We start from the raw sequence: 7,295 nt of genomic DNA, 5'->3' as shown, positions 1-7,295 counted from the left end.
TGTGTCAGTCAACATCAATGCTGAATGTCACACCGTCATCGCGAGCAAGCTCGCTCCCACAGGGGATTTTGTGGTGGTTTGAAGATTACAGGCTGTCTTGCAGATTGCTGCGCAGCACTTGCAGCTCCGCTTGCAGTTTCTGCAGTCGCTCCAGGGTCATCCCGCTGGCGCCGAGGATGCACTGGGGAATACCGCGCGCCCGCTCCCGCAATGCACGACCCTGTTCGGTGAGTTCGACAATCACTACCCGCTCGTCTTCACGGCTACGGGTGCGGCTGAGCAAGCCTTCGACTTCCAGGCGTTTGAGCAACGGCGTCAGTGAGCCAGGATCAGTCAGCAGGCGCGTGCTGATTTCGCCTACGGTCAAACCGTCCTGTTCCCACAGCACCATCATCGCCAAGTATTGCGGGTAGGTCAGGCCCAGTGCTTGCAACAGCGGCTTGTAGACCTTGGTCATCAGCAGCGAGGTGGAATGCAGGGCGAAGCAGGCCTGATTATCCAGCAGCAGGTCGTCGCAGTTATCCAGGGTATTGCGCTCGGTGGTCATTTCGAAGCCTTGATCAGTGATCGTCATAAATCTAGCGGGCGAATCTTTAATGCACCAGACAATTCTAGCCTAGTGCCGGTCGAGGGTATTTTTCAGTGCCAGATCCCACGGAGGGATCGGGCTGAAGCGGGTTTTCAGGTATTCCAGCAATAAGCGGCTGCGGGGATTGGGTTGTTGCTCAAGACGCAAGGCATAAATGCCGGTCGTTTCCGGTGGTGGCAGGCCGTGTTCGCAGAACAGCGGAAGCAGTTCACCGCGTAACAGGTATTCGCTGGTCAACCAGGTTGGCAAGTGCGCGATACCCAGCCCGGCCAATGCGCCGCAGACCAAAGCCTCGGCATTGTTGGCACTCATGCGGATGCGCGCAGGGCGGTGCAGGTGCATTTGCCCATCCCGTTCGAAACGCCAGGCGAACGGCGGGGCCAGGGCATCCCAGTCGAGGCCGTCGTGTTCAATCAGCTGCGCCGGATCGGTCGGCACACCTCGCCGTTGCAAATACTCGGGGCTGGCGCAGGCGATGCGCACCATGCTCGCCAGCGGCGTGGCCACCAGCCGGGTATCGGCCATTTGCCCGGCGCGCAGCACCAGATCGACCTTGCCCAGATTCAAACCCTGCATGTCGACGAAACTGTCGATCAGGTGCAACTGCACATCGAGGCCGGGGTAGAGCATCAGAAAGTCGGCAATCACCGGCGCCAGATGTCGCCGTCCGAAGGCTGCCGGTGCGTCGATCCGAATCAAGCCTTCCGGTGCGCTGCTCAAGGATACCGCCTCAGCCCGAGCCAGCCGCAGTTCAGCAACGATCCGCCGCGCGCGCTTGGCAAACGCCAAACCCGCCGGGGTAGCGCGCACCGCGTGGGTACTGCGAATGAACAACTGGCTGCCGACGGCGTTTTCCAGGCTGTCGATGCGCCGCGCCACCGCGGAAGGGGTCAGCGGGTGGCGGCGGGACGCGGCGGAAAAACTGCCGGTTTCCAGCACGTCGAGGAACAGACCCAGTTGTTCGGTCAATTGATTGGGGTTCATGGTGTCGTCTGCGCTTGTGCGAAGTTGGCACAGCCATTGTGCGTTGCTGTGCGTTTCCCCGCCAGCGCCGACTGCGTAGGATGAATCACCTGACGTGAAGGGAAAATCGCCTGTGATTGAGTTTTTGATGTACCTGGTGTTTGGCGCCGCCCTGGGAACACTCGGTGGGTTATTCGGCATTGGCGGCGGGTTGATCGCGATCCCGCTGCTGGGCGTGTTGTTCGGCCTCGATCAGCAGATTGCCCAGGGCACGGCGCTGGTGATGGTGGTCCCCAACGTGATGTTGGCGCTGTGGCGTTATCACCAGCGTAATCGCATTGAATTGCGCCACGCGCTGCCATTGGCTTCGATGGGGTTCTGTTTCGCCTGGATCGGTTCGATCTGGGCGGTGGGCATTGATGCGCAAACCATGCGCGTCGGATTTGTCGCGTTCCTCATTGCCCTGTCGGCCTACAACCTGGTGCGAATGTTCACCGCCAACGCGCCAGTGTCTGCGCAAATGAATTACTCATGGCCATGGCTGGGCGTGCTCGGCGCCGCCTCCGGCACCATGGGCGGGTTGTTTGGCGTGGGTGGGGCGGTGGTGGCAACGCCGGTGCTGACCAGTCTGTTCGGCACCAGTCAGGTGGTCGCGCAGGGTTTGTCGCTGGCGCTGGCGTTGCCGAGCACGGGTGTCACGCTGGTGACTTACGCGGTGCACCATCAGGTGGAATGGATGATCGGACTACCCTTGGCGCTCGGTGGCCTGATGAGCATCAGCTGGGGTGTGAGAATCGCCCACGCACTGCCGGAGCGACTGCTGCGCGGGTTGTTCTGCGGTTTTCTGGTGCTCTGCGCGGTGATGCTCGCCTTTAAAGTTTGAAGCCTTCGACGATGTGGTCGGCCAGGCACTCAGTAATCGGCGACGGGTTGTGCAGGTTGCGCACCAGCATGATGCTGGCTTCTGGCAGAATCGGCAGGTCCTCGGCCTCACCGAGTATGCGCATGTCCGGGGTGACCAGGCTTTCCAGCTGCGCGGTCACCGCCAGGCCTGCACTGACCACCGCCATGATCGCCGACAGGCTGTCGCTGTTGTACGCCACGCGGTAATCGCGACCCATGGCGTCCAGCGCATTGCAGGCCCATAAGCGACAGAAACAATCACTGTTGAACATCGCCAGCGGCAGCGGCGTTTGCTCATGGGCGCTGAAACATTGCGCCTCGGCCCAGACAAAACGCTCCTTGCGCAGCAACTGGCCGATTTCGTTGCCCGGTTCGCGGGTGACGATGGTCAAGTCCAGGTCCTGGCGCAGCAGCAATTGTTTTGATGATTCGCAGTGCACCTCGATCTGGATCAGCGGATACGTTTGGGCAAATCGCCGCAGAATCCCCGGCAAAAACCGCATCACGTAATCGTCCGGCGTACCAATGCGCACCATGCCGACCATGTGCGGCTCGCGTAACGTATTGAACACCTCGCTGTGCAGCTTGAGGATGCGCCGGGCATAGCCGAGCAACACCTGACCCTCAGCCGTCAACCGCACCTGCCGTCCGTCGCGCTGGAATAGTTGACGCTGCAACACATCCTCTTCCAGCCGCTTCATCTGCATGCTCACGGCCGACTGAGTGCGATTGACCAACTCGCCGGCACGGGTAAAACCGCCCTGGTCGGCGATGGCGACAAAGGTGCGCAGCACTTCGGTGTCGATACTCGGGTAGGCAGACATTCATCAATCTCCGAGATGTGTTACATCAGAAACATTCGTTGGATTGATCTTAGCCCCAGCGCGACACTTGAGCCATCCAAACGGAGGGCAACAAGATGAAAGGTCAACATGAACATCCAGCCGTAGAAAAACACTCGATCCACCTGGTATCCGATCTGCTGCACAAATTCAGTCGCTGGTACGAACTTCACCGGGAGCGCGAGCTGCTGGCGAGTCTGAGCGACGAAGCGCTGAAGGACATTGGCATGAGTCGTGCGGATGTAGAGTTCGAGTCGGTCAAACCGTTCTGGAATGACCCGATGCACAAATGAGTCATACACAACTACACAAACCGTCTTCCGGTGAGGTAGGTTGCGAGCAGACAAGGAGATGCTCATGCGCGCAACACTGTCCTTTTCCATCAAACAGGCTCGGCGTCTGGCGCTGGCCGCCCAAGGGTTCAACGGGCGCCAGCCGCCAGCGGCGATCAAACCGGTTCAGCTCAATCGTCTGATCGAGCGGCTGGGTATTCTGCAAATCGATTCGGTCAATGCATTGGTGCGTTCGCACTACCTTCCCTTGTTTTCCCGCCTCGGCAATTACTCATCCGACTTGCTCGACCAGGCTGCCTGGAGTTCGGGCCGGCGGCGCACGCTCTTCGAGTATTGGGGGCATGAAGCCTCGTTGCTGCCCTTGTCGATGTACCCGTTGATGCGCTGGCGCATGCTGCGCGCGACCCGTGGCGAAGATATCTATCAGCAATTGGCACGTTTCGGTCGGGAGCAGCAGGTCACGATTCGCCGGGTGCTGGCCTCGGTTGAGGAGCTAGGCGCTCTGGGTGCTGGAAGCCTGTCGACCCGTCAGGAACGGGCAGGGCCCTGGTGGGACTGGAGTGCGGAAAAGCATGCGCTGGAATGGTTGTTCGCCGCCGGTGAAGTGACCGTGGCCGGGCGGCGCGGGTTCGAGCGGCTTTATGATCTACCGGAGCGGGTGATTCCTTCGGCGATTCTAGCGCAGCCGCTGCTGAGCGAGGCCGAGGCTCAGCGCGGCCTGTTGCTACATGCCGCGACAGCGTTGGGCGTCGGAACAGAAAAAGACCTTCGGGATTACTTTCGCCTGAGTCCCGGTGATGCCCGTCCGCGCTTGGCGGAGCTGGTGGAGGTGGGTGAGTTGCTGAGCTGTGAAGTCCAGGGCTGGCGGCAACCGGCCTATTGTCTGCCTGAGCCGAAAGTGCCGCGCAAGGTCGAGGCCAGCGCCTTGCTTTCACCGTTTGATTCGCTGATCTGGGAGCGCAGTCGCACCGAGCGCCTGTTCGATTTCCGCTATCGGCTGGAGATTTATACGCCGCCGGACAAGCGGGTCTATGGCTATTACGTGTTGCCGTTTTTGCACAATGAACGGATTGCCGCTCGGGTGGATCTGCGCGCCGAGCGGGCGTTGGGCAGGCTGGCGGTGCACGCTGTGCATGAGGAAGAGTTGGGGCTGGATGACGAGGGAATGCTGGCGTTGGCGGTCAATCTGCGGCGAATCGCGGATTGGCTGGGACTTGAGCGGGTTCAGTTGAATTGCCCGCGGGCGAGTGCGGCGCGGCTGCGGGTGGTATTGGCGCAGTTCAGTGGTGGCTGACATATCGCATTCGCGAGCAGGCTCGCTCCCACAGGTACAGCACAATCCCGTGGGTGCGAGCCTGCTCGCGAAGGGGGCGCTGCGCGTTAACGGCGGACTTGCTTCAGCGTTTCAGCAATCAAAAATGCCAACTCCAGAGACTGATCGGCATTCATCCGCGGGTCGCAATGGGTGTGATACCTATCCGACAAGCCGTCTTCGGTAATCGGACGCGCGCCACCAATGCATTCAGTGACATTCTGCCCGGTCATCTCGATGTGGATGCCGCCGGCATACGTGCCTTCCGCTTCGTGAACCTGGAAGAACTGCTTCACCTCACCAAGAATCTGCGCAAAGTCGCGGGTCTTGTAGCCGCTGCTGGCCTTGATGGTGTTGCCGTGCATCGGGTCGCAACTCCACAGCACTTGCTTGCCTTCGCGCTGCACGGCACGGATCAGTTGCGGCAGGTGATCGCCGACCTTGTTCGCACCCATCCGCGCAATCAGGTTCAAACGACCCGGATCGTTGTCCGGGTTGAGCACGTCGATCAGGCGGATCAGGTCTTCGGGGTTCATGCTCGGGCCGACTTTGACCCCGATCGGGTTGTTCACACCACGCAGGAATTCGACGTGAGCACCGTCGAGCTGACGGGTGCGGTCGCCGATCCACAGCATGTGCGCCGAGCAATCGTAGTAATCGTTGGTCAGGCTGTCGCGACGCACGAAGGCTTCTTCGTAGTTCAGCAACAGCGCTTCGTGGGCGGTGAAGAAACTCGTTTCGCGCAGTTGCGGCGAGCTGTCCATGCCGCAGGCACGCATGAAGGCCAGGGTTTCATCGATGCGATCGGCCAGGTGGCTGTACTTCTCGGCCAGCGCCGAGTTGGCGATGAAGTCCAGGTTCCACTTGTGCACCTGATGCAGGTCGGCAAAACCGCCCTGGGCGAAGGCGCGCAACAGGTTCAGGGTCGCGGTGGACTGGTGGTAGGACTGGAGCAAGCGTTCCGGGTCCGGCACGCGGCTTTTTTCGTCGAAGCCGATGCCGTTGACGATGTCGCCACGGTAGGCCGGAAGGGTTATACCGTCGATGGTTTCGTCGTTGGCCGATCGCGGCTTGGCGAACTGCCCGGCCATGCGCCCGACCTTGACCACCGGGCAACCGGCGGCGAAGGTCATGACAATCGCCATTTGCAGCAGGACTTTAAAGGTGTCGCGAATTTTCGCGGCAGAGAACTCGGCGAAGCTTTCGGCGCAGTCACCGCCCTGCAGCAGAAACGCGCGGCCCTGGGTCACTTCGGCAAACTGACGGCGCAACTCCCGGGCTTCACCGGCAAACACCAGCGGCGGATAACTGGCCAGCGTTTGCTCGACGTGCAGCAAATGCGCCGCGTCGGGGTAGTGGGGTTGTTGCTGGATCGGCAGGGCGCGCCAGCTGTCAGGGCTCCAGGGTTGGCTCATCACGGTCTCTAGTGTTTTACGCTCGGGCTGTCATGTTATCAGCAATTAGTGCGTGACCTGTTCCCGTCGCTTCGCGGACAATCGCGCCTTTGCCGCGCCACTCCGCGGTTTTAGTGCGTTGCCGGGCACGGCGACGATCAGGAGACGAAATGACTGAGGAGCGCGTCGAGCATCTGCTCGCCGAGGTACAGGATGAGTTCGGCGTGATTCGCGTGCTGGAAGTGGCCGATTACCGTTTTCTCGAATTCGGTGATGCCATCGAACAGAGCTGCGTGTTCACGGCTGATCCGAGTTGGCTCGAATACGATTACACAAGGGCGATGCTGATTGGCGCGTTGTGCCACGAGCAGCCGGAAAGTGCGCTGTTCCTCGGGCTCGGTGCCGGCACCCTGACCCAGGCCTGCCTCAAGTTCCTGCCGCTGGAAGACGTCGAAGCCATCGAGCTGCGTCCCGACGTGCCGCGCCTGGCCATTGAATACCTTGGGCTGGATGACGATCCTCGACTGTATATCCGGGTGGGCGATGCACTGGAACTGCTCGATACCGCGGAGCCGGCGGATCTGATTTTCGTCGACCTCTATACCGATGTCGGGCCGGGTGTCGGGCATCTGGCATGGAATTTCCTGGAAAACTGTCAGAAACGCCTGAATCCGGGTGGCTGGCTGGTGATCAATCAGTGGGCCACCGACGATGGCAAGCCGTTAGGCGCGGCGTTGTTTCGCGGGCTCTATCACCGGCATTACTGGGAACTGCCGGTGAAGGAGGGCAATGTGATTTTGCTCGTGCCTTCGGACCTGGATCAGGAACTGGACATGGATGGCTTGATCGCCCGCGCCGAAGGGCTGGCGCCGCGCCTCGGGTATTCGTTGCAGTCATTGATCAAGGCGATTCGCCCCGCGACCTAAGTTGTCGTCTGCAATGGCCCCATCGCGAGCAAGCTCGCTCCCACATTGGAATGCATTCCCCTGTGGGAGCGAG

At 60.7% G+C, this 7,295-nt stretch carries 8 protein-coding genes; 4 read left to right on the top strand and 4 right to left on the bottom strand.

Annotation, left to right across the window (positions count from 1 at the left end; translation table 11 throughout):
* Positions 1-85: 85 nt before the first annotated feature.
* Together MO767_RS30700 and MO767_RS30695 are read right to left on the bottom strand one after the other, a co-directional pair.
* Positions 86-547, bottom strand: a complete 462-nt coding sequence (locus tag MO767_RS30700) for a MarR family transcriptional regulator (RefSeq protein WP_282483598.1) — start codon at positions 545-547, stop codon at positions 86-88.
* 69 nt (positions 548-616) lie between these two features.
* The gene (locus MO767_RS30695) at positions 617-1,573 is read right to left on the bottom strand and encodes a LysR family transcriptional regulator (protein ID WP_282483597.1); all 957 of its coding nucleotides are present in this window, start codon (positions 1,571-1,573) and stop codon (positions 617-619) included.
* 112 nt (positions 1,574-1,685) lie between these two features.
* On the opposite strand from MO767_RS30695, the gene MO767_RS30690 reads away from it, so the two are divergent.
* Positions 1,686-2,435, top strand: a complete 750-nt coding sequence (locus MO767_RS30690) for a sulfite exporter TauE/SafE family protein (protein ID WP_282483596.1) — start codon at positions 1,686-1,688, stop codon at positions 2,433-2,435.
* Here the strand turns inward: MO767_RS30690 and MO767_RS30685 are convergent.
* Complete coding sequence (locus tag MO767_RS30685; protein ID WP_282483595.1) at positions 2,425-3,279, bottom strand: LysR substrate-binding domain-containing protein; 855 nt, start codon at positions 3,277-3,279, stop codon at positions 2,425-2,427. The genes MO767_RS30690 and MO767_RS30685 overlap by 11 nt on opposite strands.
* 95 nt (positions 3,280-3,374) lie before the next feature.
* Between MO767_RS30685 and MO767_RS30680 the strand changes: the two genes are divergently transcribed.
* Together MO767_RS30680 and MO767_RS30675 are read left to right on the top strand one after the other, a co-directional pair.
* On the top strand, positions 3,375-3,590 hold the full coding sequence (locus tag MO767_RS30680) for a DUF1127 domain-containing protein (protein WP_129436970.1): 216 nt from the start codon (positions 3,375-3,377) through the stop codon (positions 3,588-3,590).
* Between the two features lie 64 nt (positions 3,591-3,654).
* Entirely contained in the window at positions 3,655-4,884 is a 1,230-nt protein-coding gene (locus MO767_RS30675; RefSeq protein ID WP_282483594.1) for a winged helix-turn-helix domain-containing protein, read from the top strand.
* An 86-nt stretch (positions 4,885-4,970) separates the two neighbouring features.
* Here the strand turns inward: MO767_RS30675 and MO767_RS30670 are convergent, their stop codons facing one another.
* Positions 4,971-6,317, bottom strand: coding sequence for a 3-deoxy-7-phosphoheptulonate synthase class II (locus MO767_RS30670; protein WP_282483593.1), 1,347 nt, complete (start codon positions 6,315-6,317; stop codon positions 4,971-4,973).
* Positions 6,318-6,466: 149 nt separating this feature from the next.
* Between MO767_RS30670 and MO767_RS30665 the strand changes: the two genes are divergently transcribed.
* Positions 6,467-7,222, top strand: a complete 756-nt coding sequence (locus MO767_RS30665) for a spermidine synthase (RefSeq protein WP_282483592.1) — start codon at positions 6,467-6,469, stop codon at positions 7,220-7,222.
* Positions 7,223-7,295: the final 73 nt, after the last annotated feature.

Source organism: Pseudomonas sp. UYIF39, assembly GCF_029963765.1.
In the GTDB taxonomy this organism is placed as follows: Bacteria; Pseudomonadota; Gammaproteobacteria; order Pseudomonadales; family Pseudomonadaceae; genus Aquipseudomonas.
This window is presented reverse-complemented; position numbering and strand designations above follow the sequence as displayed.